14 protein-coding genes are annotated in these 17,400 nt (G+C 64.1%); 3 read left to right on the top strand and 11 right to left on the bottom strand.

Annotation, left to right across the window (positions count from 1 at the left end; genetic code table 11):
• Window positions 1-173 precede the first annotated feature (173 nt).
• On the top strand, window positions 174-1,217 hold the full coding sequence (mgrA, locus tag KZJ38_RS00525; RefSeq protein WP_219798303.1) for an L-glyceraldehyde 3-phosphate reductase: 1,044 nt from the start codon (window positions 174-176) through the stop codon (window positions 1,215-1,217).
• A 117-nt stretch (window positions 1,218-1,334) separates the two neighbouring features.
• Here the strand turns inward: mgrA and KZJ38_RS00520 are convergent, their stop codons facing one another.
• From KZJ38_RS00520 to KZJ38_RS00500, 5 genes are all read right to left on the bottom strand, one after another.
• Window positions 1,335-1,517, bottom strand: a complete 183-nt coding sequence (locus tag KZJ38_RS00520) for a hypothetical protein (RefSeq protein WP_219798302.1) — start codon at window positions 1,515-1,517, stop codon at window positions 1,335-1,337.
• Between the two features lie 282 nt (window positions 1,518-1,799).
• Window positions 1,800-3,101 (bottom strand): MFS transporter, encoded by a 1,302-nt coding sequence (locus KZJ38_RS00515; RefSeq protein WP_219798301.1) that lies wholly within the window; start codon window positions 3,099-3,101, stop codon window positions 1,800-1,802.
• Window positions 3,102-3,310: 209 nt separating this feature from the next.
• Window positions 3,311-4,882 carry an efflux transporter outer membrane subunit gene (locus KZJ38_RS00510; RefSeq protein WP_246641591.1) on the bottom strand — a complete coding sequence of 524 codons (1,572 nt, stop codon included), beginning with the start codon at window positions 4,880-4,882 and terminating at the stop codon, window positions 3,311-3,313.
• Between the two features lie 5 nt (window positions 4,883-4,887).
• Entirely contained in the window at window positions 4,888-6,183 is a 1,296-nt protein-coding gene (locus tag KZJ38_RS00505; RefSeq protein ID WP_219798300.1) for an efflux RND transporter periplasmic adaptor subunit, read from the bottom strand.
• Window positions 6,184-6,229: 46 nt separating this feature from the next.
• Window positions 6,230-9,412 carry an efflux RND transporter permease subunit gene (locus KZJ38_RS00500; protein ID WP_219798299.1) on the bottom strand — a complete coding sequence of 1,061 codons (3,183 nt, stop codon included), beginning with the start codon at window positions 9,410-9,412 and terminating at the stop codon, window positions 6,230-6,232.
• 472 nt (window positions 9,413-9,884) lie between these two features.
• On the opposite strand from KZJ38_RS00500, the gene KZJ38_RS00495 reads away from it, so the two are divergent.
• Both KZJ38_RS00495 and KZJ38_RS00490 read left to right on the top strand, forming a co-directional pair.
• The gene (locus tag KZJ38_RS00495) at window positions 9,885-10,097 is read left to right on the top strand and encodes a hypothetical protein (protein WP_219798298.1); all 213 of its coding nucleotides are present in this window, start codon (window positions 9,885-9,887) and stop codon (window positions 10,095-10,097) included.
• Between the two features lie 96 nt (window positions 10,098-10,193).
• Window positions 10,194-11,216 carry a serine/threonine protein kinase gene (locus tag KZJ38_RS00490; protein WP_219798297.1) on the top strand — a complete coding sequence of 341 codons (1,023 nt, stop codon included), beginning with the start codon at window positions 10,194-10,196 and terminating at the stop codon, window positions 11,214-11,216.
• Between the two features lie 87 nt (window positions 11,217-11,303).
• Here KZJ38_RS00490 and KZJ38_RS00485 read toward each other — a convergent pair whose 3' ends face one another.
• The 6 genes from KZJ38_RS00485 to KZJ38_RS00460 all read right to left on the bottom strand — a co-directional run bounded on the left by KZJ38_RS00485 (window position 11,304) and on the right by KZJ38_RS00460 (window position 17,397).
• The gene (locus KZJ38_RS00485; RefSeq protein WP_219800045.1) at window positions 11,304-13,247 is read right to left on the bottom strand and encodes a DUF3857 domain-containing transglutaminase family protein; all 1,944 of its coding nucleotides are present in this window, start codon (window positions 13,245-13,247) and stop codon (window positions 11,304-11,306) included.
• Window positions 13,248-13,539: 292 nt separating this feature from the next.
• Window positions 13,540-13,860: a helix-turn-helix domain-containing protein gene (locus KZJ38_RS00480; protein WP_219798296.1), complete on the bottom strand. Its 321-nt coding sequence runs from the start codon at window positions 13,858-13,860 to the stop codon at window positions 13,540-13,542.
• Complete coding sequence (locus KZJ38_RS00475; RefSeq protein WP_219798295.1) at window positions 13,841-14,218, bottom strand: type II toxin-antitoxin system RelE/ParE family toxin; 378 nt, start codon at window positions 14,216-14,218, stop codon at window positions 13,841-13,843. The genes KZJ38_RS00480 and KZJ38_RS00475 overlap by 20 nt, the downstream gene beginning before the upstream one ends.
• A gap of 223 nt (window positions 14,219-14,441) precedes the next feature.
• Window positions 14,442-15,491, bottom strand: a complete 1,050-nt coding sequence (locus KZJ38_RS00470; RefSeq protein WP_219798294.1) for an XdhC family protein — start codon at window positions 15,489-15,491, stop codon at window positions 14,442-14,444.
• Window positions 15,464-16,048, bottom strand: a complete 585-nt coding sequence (locus tag KZJ38_RS00465) for an SRPBCC family protein (protein ID WP_219798293.1) — start codon at window positions 16,046-16,048, stop codon at window positions 15,464-15,466. Before KZJ38_RS00465 ends, KZJ38_RS00470 begins: the two co-directional genes overlap by 28 nt.
• Complete coding sequence (locus KZJ38_RS00460) at window positions 16,039-17,397, bottom strand: vWA domain-containing protein (RefSeq protein WP_219798292.1); 1,359 nt, start codon at window positions 17,395-17,397, stop codon at window positions 16,039-16,041. The genes KZJ38_RS00465 and KZJ38_RS00460 overlap by 10 nt, the downstream gene beginning before the upstream one ends.
• Window positions 17,398-17,400 lie beyond the last annotated feature (3 nt).

Below are 17,400 nucleotides of genomic sequence, written 5' to 3'. Positions count from 1 at the left end.
CGCAGTGTGGGCCGCCGCGGGATGCCCGTGCAGCGTACACGCCGATTGGCTACCATAACGCATTCGTCGTACGAACTTTCGTACGAATACCTGTAGCGCATCGCAAATGCGGTGCCGCGTTCTCTTCCCAGTAGTCCCCCCGCGGTTTCCATCGAGAATCAAGGATTCGAGCCATGGCTTACGAAGCAGCTTCAGCACGCTATTCCGACATGCAGTACCGCGTTTGCGGCAAGACCGGCCTCAAGCTGCCGGCGCTGTCGCTCGGTCTGTGGCACAACTTCGGCGACACGACGCCGATTTCCACGCAGCGTGAAATCCTGCGCTCGGCGTTCGACCTCGGCATCACGCACTTCGACCTCGCGAACAACTACGGGCCGCCGTACGGCAGCGCCGAAACCAACTTCGGCCGTCTCTTCAAGGAAGACTTCAAGCCATACCGCGACGAACTGCTGATCTCGTCGAAGGCCGGCTACGACATGTGGCCGGGGCCGTACGGCCAGGGCGGCGGCTCGCGCAAGTACGTGCTTGCAAGTCTCGATCAGAGCCTCAAGCGCATGGGCCTCGACTACGTCGATATCTTCTATTCGCACCGCTTCGACCCGGACACGCCGCTCGAAGAAACGGCCGGCGCGCTCGCGACGGCAGTGCAGCAAGGCAAGGCGCTCTATATCGGCATTTCGTCGTATTCGGCCGGCAAGACGCGCGAGATGGTCAAGCTGCTGCGCGAATTGAACGTGCCGCTGCTGATCCATCAACCGGCGTACAACATGCTGAACCGCTGGATCGAGCATGAGCTGCTCGATGCGCTCGAAGAAGCGGGCGCCGGCACGATCGCGTTCACGCCGCTCGCGCAAGGGCTGCTAACCGGCAAGTATCTGAACGGCGTCCCGGCGGATGCGCGCATGAACAAGGCGGGCGGCGATTCGTTCACGTCGGAACATCTGAGTGCGCAAAACATCGATCACGTGCGCAAGCTCAACGACATCGCCCAGCGTCGCGGTCAAAGCCTCGCGCAAATGGCGCTCGCATGGGCGCTGCGCGATCCGCGCGTGACGTCGGTGCTGATCGGTGCGAGCAAGCCCGAGCAGGTGCGCGAAAACGTCGGCGCACTGCGCAATCTGTCGTTCACGAAGGATGAGCTGGCAGAAATCGATCGCCATGCGACCGAAGGCGGGGTCAATCTGTGGGAGAAGCCGTCGACCGATCAGCAAGTCTGAACGATATCTGTCGTAGCGATCGCAAGACCCGTCGGACCATCGGAGCCGCCGCAATGCATCTCGATGCACGGCGGCTTTTTTATCGACCGCTGCTGCGGACAACGAAGGTTTGCACCGCTACACAAGCGCGGGCAGTCCCTCGACGAGCGCCACCGCGAATACGACGCCGAGTAGCGCGCCCATGACGCGTAGTGAGTTGCGCTTCAGAGCCGTGTTGCACGGTAGGGCGCTCAGAAAAAGCGCGCCGGCCAGCGCCATCGGAATGACCAGGATGAAGTCGCTGATGGTGAAGTAGCCCATGTTCGTCTCCTTCTCTATTACTTGTGTCGAGCGGCCGCGCGGTCGTTCTGTTTCTTATGATGCGGCTGCAACGCTCGATTTGAGTATAGGTGACGTTGCGGATGCCAAAGTGGGTGACGTCGCATCGAATGCATCGCGGTGTTGCCACTGAAGCCCCACCGGACGGGGCTTTCCGCGATCCTCGCGGTTGTAGGCAACTTTTGAAAAGTATGTTGAATACTTACGCCTACCTTTCTGATTATGCGTGTCGAAGCCCTTGTTGCCCGTTCAGGGTGACGTCCCTTACGCCGCGCCGACACGCTCGCGGCCGCGCAGCCACGATGCGCCGGCAATGCCGATCAGCAGCAGGGCGGCGACGAGCCCAGCGACGCCGTTCCATGCATGCGCGGCCCACACGTGCCCGCCGTACGAGCCGATGATGCTCGATCCGAGGTAGTACGCAAGCAGATAAAGCGCGGCGGCTTGCCCTTTCGCTTCTTTGGCGAGGCGCCCGACCCAGCCGCTCGCGACCGAGTGCCCGGCGAAGAAACCGAACGTGAAGCACGCGATACCGGCAGCGATTGCGACGTACGAATGGAACAGCGTGAGCGCGACGCCGATCAGCATGATCGCGAGACCGCCGCTCAGCACGCGCGCGCGACCGAAGGTATCGGCCATGCGTCCCGACCACGGCGACGCGACCACGCCCGTCAGATAGACGACGAAGATGCTGCCGATCGCGGTCTGGCTCAGGTTGAACGGCGGCGCGAGCAGCCGGTAGCCGATGTAGTTGTACAGCGTGACGAAGCTGCCCATCAGCACGAAGCCCATCAGAAACAGCAGGCGCAAGCCCGGCCGCTTCAGATGCCCGAACAGCGCGCGGCGATGATGCGCGAAGCTCAGGCCGCGGCGCGGCACGAAATGGCGCGACGGCGGCAACAGCGAGCGAAACGCGAGCATCGACAGGATGCCGAGCACGCCGATCGTGCCGATCGACACGCGCCACGAGAACAGGTCCGCGACGATGCCGGTAATCACGCGCCCGGCCATGCCGCCGATCGCCGTGCCGCCGACATAGAGGCCCATGGCGAGCCCGAGACCGTCGGGATGCACTTCCTCGGCGAGATAGGCCATCGCAACTGCGGGCACGCCGCCGAGCGCGATGCCTTCGAGCGCGCGCAACAGCAGCAGCGTGCCCCAATGCGACGTAAACGCGACCGCAACGGTAAGCACGGAAGACACGGTGAGCGACGCCGTCATCAGCTTGTGACGGCTCCATCCTTCAGAGGCGAAGCCTGCTGCGAAAATCGCGAAGGCAAGCGCGGCGGTGGAGAGCGACAGCGACAGACTGCTTTGCGCAGGGCTCACGCCGAAGCTTGCCGAAAACGCCGGCAGCAACGGTTGCACGCAATAGAGCAGGGAAAACGTGGCGTAGCCGGCGAATAGCAACGCGAGACTGGCTCGCCAGTAAGCGCGTGTGCCGCGTTCGAGGAACGGAATGTCGGGCTTGAACGACGGGGTGGACGGGGCGGATGCGGTGGAGGACGCGGACGGAGAAGGCGCAGCCGAAGCTGCGCCCCGCTTGCGTTCCGGCGGTGCAGTCACGAACAGAATCTCCCTGAAAATCAGCTGGGTCTAAACGATACGCCGATCCTATGTACGGCGTCGCCGGGATGTACGGAGATGTGCGTAACCCGGTGCGCAATCGGCGTGCTCGGCCCGCGCTGTGATGCATCGTATGCACCGCCGCGCGAGTCCGGGAAAAGGCAGAAAAGAGAAAAGCGGCGCGATCCGTTGCCGCCAGCCGTTAGCTGTTACCGCGCGGCACTTGGCGCTTGCACCGCGCTCGCCGGCTTGTCGTCGCCCTCGGGAGGGTGAACGATCTGATCTCCGGTCGGCAGCTGCGATACATCCCAGCCGCCGCCAAGCGCCTTGATCAACGCGACGCTCGCGGCCATCCGGCGGCGCGCGATCGAGACCGCCTGCACTTCGTTGTTCAACGCCGTGGTTTGCGCGACGACGACGTCGAGATAGGTGATCGCGCCGTTCTTGTACCGGTCGTTCAGGATCGCGAGCGAACGCTCGGCGGCGGACACCGCTTCGTCCTGCGCCTTCGCTTCATGTTCGAGCACGCGCAGCGCGGCGAGGTTGTCTTCGACCTGGCCAAATGCGTCCAGCACCGTTTGCCGATACTGCGCGACGCTCTCGTCGTAGTTCGCCTGCGCCTCTTCCTTCTGCGCGGAGCGGCCGCCGAAGTCGAGCAGCGTGCCCGCGAGCGACGGCCCGAGCGACCAGAACCGGCTCGGCGCGAGCAGCCACTGGCTGTAGTTGGTCGCTTCGAGGCCGCCCGTCACGGACAGGATCAGGTCCGGGAAAAAGGCCGCCGTCGCAACGCCGATCTGCGCATTGGTATTGACCATCTGCCGTTCGGCCGACGCGATATCGGGGCGCCGCTCGAGCAGTGTCGAAGGCACGCCTGCCGGCGCGACGACCGCCACCGCGTTCAGCGGAATGACGGGCAGCGAGAAGCCGGCGGGCGGCTGGCCCGTCAGGATCGCGATCGCGTGTTCGAGTTGCGCGCGCTGCACGCCGAGATCGATCTGCTGCGCCTCGGTCGTGCGCAATTGCGTTTGCGCCTGTGCCACGTCGGCGTCGGTTGCGATGCCGCCGTTGAGCCGGTTCTGCGTCAGCTCGACGGCGTCCTTGTACGCACGGATCGTGTCGTCGAGCAGCTGCTGCTCGCGATCGATGCCGCGCAGTTCGAAGTAATCCGTCGCAAGCTCGGCCTGCATCGACAGCAACACGCTTTGCTCGTCGGCCGCGCTTGCCTGCGCGTTCGCCTTCGCGCCCTCGACGGACCGCGATATGCGGCCCCACAGGTCCGGCTCCCACGTTGCGTCCGCGCCGATCGAATAGTCGTTGAGCGTCTTGCCCGCGGTCGAGCGGAATTCGATGTTGCGCGACGAGCGCGCACGCGAGTAGCCGCCCGAATAGGTGATGAGCGGGAAGAATTGCGAACGGAACTGTGCCACGGTCGCGCGCGCCGAGCGGAAGCGCGCTTCGGCCGCTTTCACGTTCTGGTTCGCGGTTGCGACCTGCTCTTCGAGCCCATTCAGTGCGGGATCCTGATAAACCTCCCACCAGGCGCCGCGCAATTTTTCGTCGGCGGGTTGGGCGGTTTTCCAGCCCGAACCCTCGAGTTCCTTGTAGGTCGCGGGCGTTGGCGCGGCAGGCCGCACATAGTCGGGCCCGACCGTGCACGCGGCAAGGAGCGCCGTCGCCGCTGCGGCGGCGAGCGCGCGGGAAAGCGCGACGGAAGACGGCGGGACGGAAGTCAGCGCGACGGAAGAAAGCGCGCCCCGGTGCATACGAGCGTGATGACGCATCCGCACTAGCCCGCTCCCGCGGCTTGCGCGTTTGCCGTGCCGCCGTTTGTGCCACCGCTTGTTCCACTTGTCCCGCTCGCGCCATCCGGGCCGCTGGCAGGCTTCGTAGCGCCCGCCTTCGTTTGCACGACGCGCACCGGCGCGCCATCGACGATCGAATCCTGCGGATTCAGAATGACCTGCTCGTTGCCGTTCAGCCCGGACGCGATCGCGACACGCGTGCCGTAGTCCGTGCCGAGCTGCACCTTCACGAGCTTCACGCGTTGCTGGTCGTCCACGGTCGCGACGTTCACACCGTTCGGACGGAACAGCAGCGCGTTGCCGGGCAGCGTGTACGGCGCGCCTTGCGAGCTCAGCGCGAAATGCACCTGCGCATACGCGCCCGGCAGCAGGTTGCCGTTGCGGTTGTCGACCGCGACCTCGACGAGCATCGTGCGCTGCGTCGGATCGACGGCGCCCGACGTGCGTGCGACGGTGCCCGGATAGTGCTTGCCCGGCGTTTCGGTCAGCGTCAGATACGCGGCTTCGTTCGCGTGAATCTGCTGCGAGTACGCCTGCGGCACATTCACGTAGACGCGCAGCCGGTCGGCCTGCGCGACGTGGAACAGTTCCTTCGCGGGGCCGCCCGAGCTGCCCGCGTCGATCAGCGCGCCGACGTCGACATTGCGCGCCGTGACGATGCCGTCGAACGGCGCATAGACCTTCTGGAACGACTGCATCTTTTCGAGCCGCGCGACGTTGAAACGCGCCGCGTCGAGCGTGCCCTTCTTCGCGAGCATGTCGCCGACCTTCTCGTCGGTTTCCTGCTTCGATACCGACTTGTTCTTCAGCATGTCGGTCCAGCGGTCCGCAGTGGTTTTCGCGAGCTCGTAGTTCGCCTGTGCGTTGGTGACGTCCGCGCGTGCCGCGCGAAGCTGATCGTCGACTTCCGGCGTATCGATTTCGGCGAGCAGCTGACCGGACTTCACATGGCTGCCGATATCGGCGTACCACTTCTTCAGGTAGCCATTCGTGCGCGCGTAGATCGGCGTATCGAGGTACGCCTGCACGTTGCCGGGCAGCACGAGATCGAGCGCGGCATCCGATTTTTGCGGATGCACGACCTCGACGCTGAGTTGCGCCGTGTGCTCGGCTTCGCGCTCGAGCGTCGCATGCGCGTCGCGGCGCGACCAGATGCCTTGCGCCGCCAGCGCCAGCACGACGATGACCGCGAGCACGGCAATCCAGCGCCCGCGCTTCGTGGCTGCCGCGGACGGGGCGCCGCGGCTGACCGCGGATTCATCAAGAGGCTTCCCTTCCATCAACGCTCCATATCGAACGACCTTGCGCGCAACGCGCTTCGTGTCACTACGGCCTGGATACGACATGTTCGGCGGCTCTCTGCCGCCGGTCGGCAAGCCGCCGGTAAATCATCGAGAACAGCACCGGCACGAACACCAGCGTGGCAAGCGTGCCGATCATCAGACCGCCGATCACCGCGCGGCCGAGCGGTGCGTTCTGTTCGCCGCCTTCGCCGAGGCCGATCGCCATCGGCACCATGCCGATCACCATGGCGAGCGCCGTCATCAGCACCGGGCGGAAACGCGTAAAGCCCGCTTCGATCGCCGCGCGCACCGGGTCGCCGTGCTCGAGCAACTGCTCGCGCGCGAAGCTCACGACGAGAATCGAGTTCGCGGTCGCGATGCCGATACACATGATCGCGCCCGTGAGCGCCGGAATCGACAGCGTCGTATGCGTGAGGAACAGTATCCAGACGATGCCGGCAAGCGCGCCGGGCAGCGCGGTAATGATGATGAACGGATCGAGCCACGACTGGAAGTTCACGACAATCAGCAGATACACCAGCACGATCGCAAAGATCAGGCCTGCGAACAGGCCGCTGAACGAGTCGTTCATCGTCTGCACCTGGCCGCGCACCTTGACGGTCGATGCCTGCGGCAGGTCGGCTTTCGATTCCTCGATGATTTTGTTGATGTCGTCGGAGACGGCGCCGAGATCGCGGCCGTCGGCCGTGCCGTAGATGTCGATCGTGGTCTGCGCGTTGTAGTGCGTGAGCACGGCGTTGCCGGCTTCGCGGTGCATCGTCGACAGCGCGCCGAGAATGTTCGTATGACCGTTCGCGTTGAGCGGAATGTTGGCGAGCGACTGCAGCGAGTCCATCGTGTACTGCGGCGCTTCGGTAATCACGTTGTAGCTCACGCCGTTGCGCGGATTGAGCCAGAACGTCGGCGTGGTTTGCTGGCTGCCGGACAGCGTGATTAGCAGGTTGCGCGCGACGTCGCTTTGTGTGAAGCCGGCCTGCTGCGCGCGCGTGCGGTCGACGTCGATAAAGATGCGCGGCAGGTCCGCCGGCTGCTGGATGCGCGCGTCGGCCAGTCCCGGCACGCTGCGCAGCTTGCTCAGCAGCTGCGCCGCATAGATCCGGTTCGCCTGCACGTTGCGCCCGACAATCTGGATATCGATCGGCGACGGCATGCCGAAGTTCAGCGTCTGGCTCACGATATCGGCGGGCAGGAACGAGAACTGGACGCCGGGGAATTCGTCGCTTAGCGTGCGGCGCAGTTTGCGCACGTAGTCGGCGGTCGGACGATGGTCTTCATTGAGTGTGATCAGCACATCCGCATCCGAGGTGCCGATCGTGCCCGTGTTGCTGTACGACAGGTTGATACCCGACACCGGCAGGCCGATGTTGTCGATGATCGAATGCAGTTCGTCGGGCGGAATCAGCTGGCGGATTTTCGCATCGACGCGGTCGGTGATGACGGCCGTTTCCTCGACGCGCGTGCCTGTTTTGGCGCGCAGGTGCAGCGCGATCGTGCCCGCGTCGACCGACGGGAAGAAGTCGCGTCCGAGGAACGGCATCAACAGCAGCGACAGCAGGCAGCACACAAGAAAGCCCGCCGAGAACAGGCCGGGTTTGGCGACGCGCGCAACGAGAAACCGGCGGTAGCGCTCGCGCAGGCTCGCAAAGCCGCGTTCGAACGCGAAATGCACACGCATGAACGGATTGCGCGTGTGCGTCTGCGCGTGATGCGAATCCGCTGCCTTATGGTGATCCCGCAACAGATACTTCGCGAGCGTCGGCACGAGCGTACGCGAGAAGAAGTACGACGCGAGCATCGCGAACACGACCGCTTCGGCCAGCGGAATGAACAGATAGTGTGCGACGCCGGACAGCAGGAACATCGGCACGAACACGATACAGATCGACAGCGTCGATACCAGCGTCGGCACGGCGATCTGTTGCGCGCCGTCGAGAATCGCCTGCTCGAGATTCTTGCCCTGCTCGAGCTGATGGCTGATGTTTTCGATCGCGACGGTCGCATCGTCCACCAATATGCCGACCGCGAGCGCGAGGCCGCCGAGCGTCATGATGTTGATCGTCTCGCCGAGCGCCGATAGCGCGATGATCGACGTGATCATCGAGAGCGGAATCGATACCGCGATGATCAGCGTGGCGCGCCAGTTGCCGAGAAACAGCAGGATCATCAGGCCCGTCAGGCACGCGGCGATTAGCGCCTCGCGCAGCACGCCCTGCACGGAGGCGCGCACGAACAGCGACTGGTCCGCGACCGGATCGATCTTCAGCGACGCCGGCACGAGGTTGCGCAGCGTCGGCATCATGTTCTTGATGTCGTTGACAATCTCGAGCGTCGACGTGTTGCCGCTCTTGTTGATGGTGAGCAGCGACGCGCGCTGGCCGTTCACGCGCACGATGTTGGTCTGCGGCTGGAAGCCGTCGCGCACGTGCGCGACATCGCGAATATAGATCGTGCCGTTGGCGGTGGTCTTGACGGGGATGTTGTTCAGGCCTGCGAGCGAATCGGGGCTCGCGTTCATTTCCACCGCGTACTCGGTCGAGCCGATTTTTGCGGTGCCGGTCGGCACGATCAGGTTTTGCGCGGTGATCGCATTCACCACATCGGTCGGCGACAGATTGCGCTCCTGCAGCTTGCGCGTATCGATATCGATCATGATCTGGCGCTGCTTGCCGCCATAAGGCAGCGGCACCGACGCGCCGGGCACCGTGGCGAGCTGTGTCTTCAGGAAGTTATTACCGAAGTCGTACAGCTCCTGCTCGGTGAGCGACGGCGACGATAGCGCGAGCCGCAGAATCGGCACCGTCGACGCGTTGTAGCGCAGGATGCTCGGCGGCGTGATGCTCGGCGGCAGCGAGCGCAATTGCGATTGCGAGAGCGCGGTGACCTGCGCGAGCGCTTCCTGAATGTTCGCGTGCGGCTGGAAAAAGATCTTGACCACCGCGACGCCGTACAGCGAAGTCGATTCGATGTGCTCGATATCGTTGACGGTGGTCGAGAGCCCGCGCTCGTAGTTGAGCACGATGCGCTTCTCCATCTCGTCGGCGGGCAAACCCTGGAAGGTCCAGATAACCGACAGCACCGGAATATCGATGTTCGGGAAGATATCTGTCGGAGTGCGCAGGATCGTCAGCGGCCCAACGATTAGCAGCAGCAGAGCTAAAACGACAAAAGTGTATGGGCGCCGCAGCGCGAGGCGAACAATCCACATTTACGGTGCGGTCCGATGAGGGCCGAAAGGGACGGCGCCGCCGAAGCAGCGGGCGTGCGCGCATGCGTGACACTTGAACCCGGCTGAAATCTGGCTTAGACCCGGCTTGAACCCTACACAAACCCGGCTGAAACCTGAATGGTAAGCGTCGCGCGCGACAGGAATATAACGCGTATCGTAGTCTACATGTCCATTTTCGAGGGTTCGTCGCCGAACGGTTTATGATGGGCTGTTTACTGCACGTTACAGTTAGCGTTTCGTAAGTCAAATCGATAGAAACAGCGGTACATGTACCTCTTTTTCTGCTATTGCCTGCGTACTCGATGTGGTAACAATGGCGTGGTAGTCATGTGTACGTCGCTGGTGAAGATCAGGTGCGTACGCAACTTTTTCTGTCGAAGCGACGTTTTTCAATCGTCACATTGACCGGCGCAATCCTCCCAAGCCGGCAGACGCAGAACGGGGAAATATCATGCAAGTCGGTTCTATTGTCCGATCCGTTCATATCGCGGTGCCCGCGGGCGCACGCGGGATCGTCATGCGCATTCTGGGCGACATGGCCATGGTGGCGTGGTACGCCGGCGAGCCCGGCACGACGCAGCAGCTCAACACTGAACCCTTTTTCCTTGAAGACCTGATCGATACGGGCGAACTCGTGCGTCCGTCGGGCGCGCCGCTGCACTGAACACGGCGCGGTTTCGCCCGTTCCCAGCGGTTCTCATGCCCGCATGCTGCGCTGCAAACACTCGTGTTTGACGGCGGCACGGCGCACAATGCGGGCATGAACGAAGACACTCAGGACATCGGAGACGGCGCCGCCGTCCCCTTCGCCCGGCTCACGCCGGAACGCGTGCTCGACGCGATCGACAGCGTGCTGGCAAGCACGGGCGCGCGCACCGACGGGCGCATGCTACCGCTCAACAGCTACGAGAACCGCGTCTATCAGATCGGCGTCGAAGACGGCGCGCCGATCGTCGCGAAGTTCTATCGGCCGGAACGCTGGAGCGATGCGGCCATTCTCGAAGAACACGCGTTTGTCGCCGAACTCGCCGCGCGCGAGATTCCCGCGGTGCCGGCACGCGCGTTCGAAGGCCGCACGCTGCATGCGTTCGACGGTTTCCGCTTCGCGCTGTTCGAGCGGCGCGGCGGCCGCGCGCCCGAACTCGAGCAGCGCGACACGCTGGAATGGCTCGGGCGCTTTATCGGACGCATCCATGCCGTGGGCCGCACGCAACGCTACACGGAGCGGCCGACACTCGATATCCGCACGTTCGGTTACGAGTCGCGCGACTTTTTGCTCGAGCAGAACTTTGTGCCCAGCGATGTGCGCGAAGCGTGGCTCACGGTTGTGAATCTCTCGCTCGAAGGCGTCGAACGTGCGTTCGAGCGTGCGGGCGATATCGCCGCGTTGCGCATGCACGGCGATTGCCATCCGAGCAACGTGCTGTGGACCGATCGAGGCCCGCATTTCGTCGATTTCGACGACAGCCGCATGGGGCCCGCGGTGCAGGACTTGTGGCTGCTCCTGCCGGGCGAACGCGGCGATGCGTCGCGCGCGTTGACGGATCTGCTGGCCGGTTACGAAGACTTCTGCGAATTCGAGCCACGCGAACTGCATCTGATCGAGGCGCTGCGCACACTGCGGCTCATTCACTATTCGGCGTGGCTCGCGCGGCGCTGGGACGACCCCGCGTTTCCGGTGGCCTTTCCATGGTTCAACACGCAGCGCTATTGGGAGGACCGCATTCTCGAACTGCGCGAACAGATCGGCGCGATGCAGGAAGGGCCGCTGTGGCCGGTTTGATGGTGGTTTAAATGGTTCGCCTGAGTGATGAGTTTGCGCGGGTTTGAGCGGGTTTTGCGTGCGGCTTTTATCGCGCGACAAACCCGCTCACGGCGTTTCAGCAATGACCTTTTGCGCGCGTCGCGATGCATTGTTCGCGCTGCTTGCCGTACCCGCCGGATTTCCACTTTCGCTTTTTCCCGCTCCCGCGCGCTCCACACCGGGCAGCGTCGATCTGACGATCACCTGCGCGCGCACGTCGCGCCCGATCGTCTCGATGCCCGCGCGCATCTGCGCGAACTCATCCGGTGAGCACACTTCGCTGCTGAATCGCGTGCTGCCGTCGCGCGCCATCGTCACGACATTGGTTTTCGGATCGTACTGATACGTCGAGCGGAAATCGATAAAGCGGTCGTCGGCATGCGCGGCTTCGGGCATATCGAGCACGCGGAAATTCGCGGGCAGCACGATGCGTGTGCGCTCGTGCAATTCGATGTTGCGGCAGACGAACGGCTGCGTGCGCTGCCGTTCGCCGAGCCAGTAGCGCGCATCCGACTGGAAGCCGCCGACAAAGCTCGTCAGGGCGGGGATCGACGCCGCCGCGCCCGGCAGCACGAAATCTTCGAGCGTGCCTTTCATGGTGACGATCAGCGGGCCGGCGGAAGCATCGAGCGCGTTCGTCGAGAGCGTCGCGTTACCGGTCAGATTGGCCGCGCGCAACTCGCCCTGAATCGCTTCTTCGCGCTGCGCGGGCGTTTGCAGCCGCAGCATCGCGCGGCCCTGCTCGGCGGCCCAGCCGGTTGCCTGCAGACGGTAGACGAAGTTGGCGGAGCCGTCGGGCGCGACCGTGATCGTGAGATCGCTGTGGCGCGCCATCGTCGCGGTGGCCGGCGTATGGCCGAGCACGCCCTGGTTGACGAGGACGGTCGGCCGGTCCATGTCGGTTGACGGCAGATAGCCAAATTCAACGTTCGGCGCGGTCGAATCGGCATATAGCTGTAAATCGGGCAGATACGTGATGACGTGATTCAGCACGCCAAAACCCGGCACCGACGGCAATGAATAGACCGTGCCGCTGTTGATCAACGCGGGTTCGTTGCGTATGCCGACAGCGTCGAGCAGCGCGCCGTAAAGTGCGACGTGGTCTTTACAGTCGCCATAGCGCAGCGCGAGGATTTCGGCCGCGCGATGCGGCACGACCGCGCCGCGCCCGACGTTCACCGCGACATAGCGGATATTTTTGCGCACCCAGTCGTAAAGCGTCTTCGCTTTCTCTCGCGGCGTGCTGTCACCTTCGGTCAGCGTGCGCGCGAGACGGACGATCGCAGGGTCCGACGCGCTCGGGTCGACTGCCGATGCCTTGTACGTCGCCGCAAAGGCCGCGTAGTCGCGATACGTCGACACCATCAACCGGTCGCCATAACTCACGTACGAGATCGAGCCATATTCGAGGCGCCCGAAGCGCGCCCTGTCGTAGCGAAACTCGTAGCGCGTGCGGCCGTTCTCCGTGACGGGCGGCGCCGCGGTGAAGCCGCGCGCGTCGGCGTAGAGCGGCATATTCGCGGGCAGGTCGTAGATGAGACGGAAGTTGTGCGTGGGCGCGAGATCGGGCGGTGTGAAATCGCTGAAATAGCCTGGCACGATCGGGACTTGCTGCGTTTTCCGGTACTTCAAATGAATGCGTACACCGGGCTCCATCGCGGGGAAAACGATAACCTTCTCGAGGATGTCCTGGAACATCGGCGCATCGAACGAGCGCGCTTCCTGCACGTCGCGAATCTCACCGGGCTGCACGTCGTGTCGTACACCGTCGGCGCCGGTCGTGTACGCCTCGATCACGTCGACCTTCGCCATATTGCGATTGAACCAGATGTAGTGCTGCGCCACGCGCGCGACACCGGCCTCGGTATTGACGCGCAGCGTCATCTCGTCGAGCTTCGTGAACGAGCCGTCCGCGTTGACGGTGAACGTTTGCGTTTCCTGCTCGTTGACGTACGGTTCGACAGAACGGGCGGGGCTGACGGTAGAACTCGGGGCCGGGTCGTTTGCGATGGCCGGAACGTCGTTGTTCGCCGCGGTGCCCGCCGCGCTGGCGTGGCTGGACCAGAGCGCAGCCGCGATAAAGACGGGCACGAGAGAACGCAGGAGGTCGGGCACGTGCACGATGTCGGTTGGGCGTCGAAGTGGAGGGCGCAGAACCTTGCGCCGGACTTCACACTTAAAAGGCGCACGGAATTGTTGTCAAGCGGCGACCGCACGTAGCGAGCTACGCAGTTGCCGCTGTAGTTGCATGAGCGCGATGCATGCCGGGACGCCGTGTAACCGGCATGCATCGCGCTATTGGCTATGCCTCGCTTTCCAGCACCTCGAAGTTGGTGATTCTCACGTCGCCTTCGGGAAAGACCGCGATGATCTCCAGCTCGCCGCCGAGGCCCCGAATATGGTCGCGCAGCGTGGAGATATAGGTGTCCGCGCGCTGCTCGAACTTCGCGACGCTCGGCTGCTTCACATGCAGCACAAGAGCGAGGTCTTCCTGAGACATGCCGCGAGCCCGGCGCAGCTCATGCAACGCCATTTCCGTCATCAGACGGCGCGCCTTCTGTTCGGAGCGAGCCCGGGAGTCGGGCGACATTTTCGCCCGCAGTTCAGCAAACTTCTTGACCATATTCGGTTTCCTCCTGTTTCAATTGCTCGATGTGCTTGCCGTAAAGCCTGTCTGCGCGCGGGACGTTCCGCTGATACCAGCGGCCGTCGCCGCCCTTGTTGCCACCGAGCAGCAAGATGGCAGTGCGCGACGGGTCGAACGCGTACAGCACGCGGTACGGCCGCCCTTCGTGCTGGATGCGCAACTCGCGCATATGGCCGCAACGCGAGCCATGGATCTGGCTCGAATGCGGGTAACGCAAGTACGGACCGTATTCTTCGAGCAGCCGCACCGATGCCGCGACCGACTCCTGTTCCGCTTCGTTCAAAACTTCCCACCAGTCACCGAAAGTGTGGGTGTATTCGACTTCCCAGTTCATAAGCAATATAACCTCCAAAGAATATTCCGTCAATGGAATGGATTGTCGGAGTGTCTGCGCGTGGGAGCACCGCGACACAGAGGCTCATGCTAGGGAGATCGGGTCAAAAGCGGCAGTCAGCCAAATGGCTAACGCTGAGGAACGCTGAGGGAATGGGAAGGGATGTGAAGAGACGGCGAGCGGCGTTGACCAGCCGCTCGCCGGAAGCCACGCGCGTGTTTCGCTACGCGTGCCGCTCGCTGATTTCGTCAGGAATGCCGCAGACGGTACCTGCATTTGCGGCGATCTCACGCGCGGCCTTCGCGCCTTCGACTTGAAGCAGTGTGGGCAGCGATACGCCGTTTTTCGCCGCCGTCACTTCGGCAAGAATCGACACCGCGATCTCGGGCGGCGTGCGGCTGCCGATATAAATGCCGACCGGGCCGTGCAGGCGCGCAAGCTCGGTGTCGGTCAGATCGAACTCCTTCAGGCGCTCGCGGCGCGCTGCGTTGTTGCGGCGCGAGCCCAGTGCGCCGACGTAGAACGCCGGCGTCTTCAGCGCTTCCATCAGTGCGAGGTCGTCGAGCTTCGGGTCGTGCGTGAGTGCGATCACCGCGCAGCGCTCGTCGAGCTTCATCTCGAGCACCGTGTCGTCGGGCATGGTGCGCACGATTCTCGTGCCGGGTACATTCCACTCGTCCGTGTACTCTTCGCGCGGGTCGCAAACGGTGACCTGATAGTCGAGACCGACCGCGATATTGCAGAGATACCGCGACAGTTGCCCGGCGCCGATCACAAGCATGCGGTAGCGCGGGCCGTGGATGGTGAGCAGGCGCTGCTCGTTGAAGTCGACGCCATCGGTGGCTAGCGCCGCGCCATAGTGAACCGCGCCGCTCGCCATATCGAGCGTGCGCGCGACGAGCTTGCCGTCTTCCACTGAGTGGCACAGTTCAGCAATGCCGCTTGCCCTGGAGAGCGGTTCGAGCACGAGCTGGATCGTGCCGCCGCATGGCAGGCCGAAGCGATGCGCCTCTTCGGCGCTGATGCCGTACTTCACTGCTTCCGGGTGCGTCTGTTCGATGCCGCGGTTGCGTACGCGATCGATCAGATCGTCTTCGATGCAGCCGCCCGAGACCGAGCCGACTACGAGCCCATCGTCGCGCACCGCGAGCATCGCGCCTTCGGGCCGGGGCGACGAGCCCCACGTCCTGACGACTGTGACCAGTAGCGCGCGGTGACCTTCGTCGAGCCAGCGTGCACTGGATTTCAGGACTTCGAGATCCACGCTGTCCATGATTTCTTCCTCTTCGGTTCGGCGCCCTCGGTGGTGGATTCCGTTGCGCCGGTTTGTTCTGCCTCGCTGTCAGCGGCAGGTGCTGCGGTTTCATCGGTGGCCGTACCTTCGCCGCCGCCCGTCAACTGCGCGCTGAAGCGCTTGAAAAATTCGCCGGCGATCTTGCGTGCGGCGCCATCGACGAGCCGCGAGCCGATCTGCGCGAGCTTGCCGCCGACCTGCGCGCTCGCCGTGTACGAGAGCGTGGTGGCGTCGTCGCCGTCCGGCTCGAGCGTCACCTGCGCGTTACCCTTGCCGAAGCCCGCCGCGCCGCCCTGGCCTTCAAACACAATCGTATACGTATGGGGCGCGTCGATGTCGGTCAGCAGCATACGCCCTTTGAAGCGCGCCTTAACGGGACCGACCGATGCGCTCATCGACAGCGCGTACGCATTCTCGCCGTCCGCGTCGATACTTTCGCAGCCCGGTATCGAGGCGCGCAGGATTTCGGTGTCGTTCAACGCTTCCCACGCGCGCTGTTGCGAAACGGGAAGCTTATAGCTTTCGGTCAGTTCCATCGTGTGTCTCCTGCGGGCATCGGGGGGCGGACGGCGGCCTCGGACGCTGCCGCCGGCCGCGTCAAATGAGCCGGCTGCGTTGAGTGAGTGGAGCGAGACGGCTGCGTCATGTGCGCGAGTTGCGCGAGATCGCGGGCGAACGCACTGAGGCTGTCGAGATTATGGACCGGACGGTGCGCGTCCACATGCGGCAGGATCGCCTGCACGCCGCGCGCCTTCGGCGAGAATTCGCTGTAGCGCAGCAATGGATTGAGCCAGACGATGCGGTGCGCGAAACGCCGCAGACGGCTCATTTCGGCGCCGAGCAGATCGATCGCTTCGTGATCGAGGCCATCGGTGACGAGCAGCACCGTTGCCCTGCCGGTCAGCACGCGCCGTGCCCAGCGCCGGTTGAATTCGGCGAGCGCCGCGCCGATGCGCGTGCCGCCGGACCAGTCGACCACCTGATCCGCGATCGCCGCGATTGCCACGTCGGGGTCGCGCTCGCGCAGCGCGCGCGTCGCATTCGTCAGACGCGTGCCGAACAGGAACACCTGCAGCCGCTCGCGCGACTGCAGCAGCGCATGGCAGAAGTACAGCACCGCGCGCGAGTAGCTGCTCATCGAGCCCGAGATATCGAGTAGCAGCACGAGCGGCGGCTTACGTTCGACGGCCGCGCGATATTTCCAGACGGTCCAGTCGCCGCCCGCTCGCACTGCATGGCGCGCGCTCGCGCGCAGGTCCGCATGCGTGCCGCGCGAGGCGGCCTTCAGGCGGCGCGTCGATTCCATCGCGAGCGGCAGACGGTGGCTGCGGATCACATGGCGCAGCGCGCGCCATTCGTCGGCCGTGAGCGTATCGAAGTCGCGGTGACGCAGCCGTTCCTCGGCGCTGAAGGTGACGTGCGCATGCAGTTCGTGCTGTTCCATCCGCGGCGCGCGCGGCGCGTTGCGCGTGGCCGGCGGACGCGCCGCGAGCGCGTCGGCGAGACGGTTGTTGCGTTTGGGCGGCGGGATCGAGTTGCCCACTTTCGGCAGCAGCAGCGCGCGCATTTTGCCGGCCCAGTCGGGGTCGCGCCAGAAGAGATCGAAGGCGGCGTCGAAGAGTTCGCGCTCGTCGGGCGCGCGCACGAGCAGCGCGGCCAACGCGGCCTGGACGTCGTCGCGGCGCGCGAGGCCGACGCAGTGCAAGGCCTCGAGTGCGTCGACCGCTTGCGCCGGCGACATCGGCAGACCGGCCGCGCGCAACAGCCGCACGAAGTGCACGACGTTGCGCGCGAGTGTCGGGAAGGCATTCGCGTTTGCGTCCGCGTTTGCGTAAGCGTCTGCGTTGGGGTTCGGTGCTTCGTCTGTATCCGGCGTCGAGTCCATCTC

Origin of the sequence: Paraburkholderia edwinii (genome assembly GCF_019428685.1) — a bacterium.
GTDB classification, from domain to species: domain Bacteria; phylum Pseudomonadota; class Gammaproteobacteria; order Burkholderiales; family Burkholderiaceae; genus Paraburkholderia; species Paraburkholderia edwinii.
Note: the sequence above shows the minus strand (reverse complement) of the source record. Positions and strands in the feature narration are given on the sequence as shown.

Coding starts and splice junctions, on each gene's coding strand:
- mgrA (WP_219798303.1), top strand. CDS start 174: ATGGCTTACGAAGCAGCTTCAGCACGCTATTCCGACATGCAGTACCGC.
- KZJ38_RS00520 (WP_219798302.1), bottom strand. CDS start 1,517: ATGGGCTACTTCACCATCAGCGACTTCATCCTGGTCATTCCGATGGCG.
- KZJ38_RS00510 (WP_246641591.1), bottom strand. CDS start 4,882: ATGCGTCATCACGCTCGTATGCACCGGGGCGCGCTTTCTTCCGTCGCG.
- KZJ38_RS00505 (WP_219798300.1), bottom strand. CDS start 6,183: ATGGAAGGGAAGCCTCTTGATGAATCCGCGGTCAGCCGCGGCGCCCCG.
- KZJ38_RS00500 (WP_219798299.1), bottom strand. CDS start 9,412: ATGTGGATTGTTCGCCTCGCGCTGCGGCGCCCATACACTTTTGTCGTT.
- KZJ38_RS00495 (WP_219798298.1), top strand. CDS start 9,885: ATGCAAGTCGGTTCTATTGTCCGATCCGTTCATATCGCGGTGCCCGCG.
- KZJ38_RS00490 (WP_219798297.1), top strand. CDS start 10,194: ATGAACGAAGACACTCAGGACATCGGAGACGGCGCCGCCGTCCCCTTC.
- KZJ38_RS00480 (WP_219798296.1), bottom strand. CDS start 13,860: ATGGTCAAGAAGTTTGCTGAACTGCGGGCGAAAATGTCGCCCGACTCC.
- KZJ38_RS00475 (WP_219798295.1), bottom strand. CDS start 14,218: ATGAACTGGGAAGTCGAATACACCCACACTTTCGGTGACTGGTGGGAA.
- KZJ38_RS00470 (WP_219798294.1), bottom strand. CDS start 15,491: ATGGACAGCGTGGATCTCGAAGTCCTGAAATCCAGTGCACGCTGGCTC.
- KZJ38_RS00465 (WP_219798293.1), bottom strand. CDS start 16,048: ATGGAACTGACCGAAAGCTATAAGCTTCCCGTTTCGCAACAGCGCGCG.
- KZJ38_RS00460 (WP_219798292.1), bottom strand. CDS start 17,397: ATGGACTCGACGCCGGATACAGACGAAGCACCGAACCCCAACGCAGAC.